At 51.8% G+C, this 550-nt stretch carries 1 pseudogene; it reads right to left on the bottom strand.

The window, feature by feature from the left end:
* Window positions 1-550: pseudogene (locus HK11_RS12645) on the bottom strand (IS5 family transposase); the annotation flags it as partial.

Raw genomic sequence — 550 nt, 5'->3', positions numbered from 1 at the left:
CGTCGCCAGTCTTTGAGCTTTGCGAACATGTTTTCGATCAGATGGCGTTTTTTATACAGATGCCAGTCGTAAGGTAGTTTTAATTTCCGGTTTTTCTTCGGCGGAATACAGACTGTGATAGTGCGTTCTGCAGGCAATAACCTGATCCGGTTGCTGTCATAACCCCTGTCCCCGATAACCTCTTTTGTCTCAGCGGGCAGATCAGCCAGCAGCACGTCTGCGCCTTTGAAGTCACTGACCTGTCCCGCAGTCAGATAAAGTCGGACTGGTCGCCCCTGACCGTCGCACATGGCATGAAGTTTTGAGTTCAGACCGCCTTTTGTGCGTCCGATATGGCGGGGAAAAGCCCTTTTTTAAGCAGAGAGGCTGCCGTTCTGTTCGCTTTAAGGTGCGTCGCATCGATCATCAGGCGCTTCGAACGGCCCCCCTGTTCTGCCAGAGTTTTAAAGATCCTGTCAAAGACACCCAGGCGGCTCCACCGGATGAAACGATTGTATAAAGTCTTGTGCGGGCCATACGCTTTGGGAGCATCTTTCCACTGAAGCCCGTT

Source organism: Acetobacter sp. DmW_043 (assembly GCF_002153485.1).
Lineage (GTDB): Bacteria > Pseudomonadota > Alphaproteobacteria > Acetobacterales > Acetobacteraceae > Acetobacter > Acetobacter thailandicus.
Note: the sequence above shows the minus strand (reverse complement) of the source record. Positions and strands in the feature narration are given on the sequence as shown.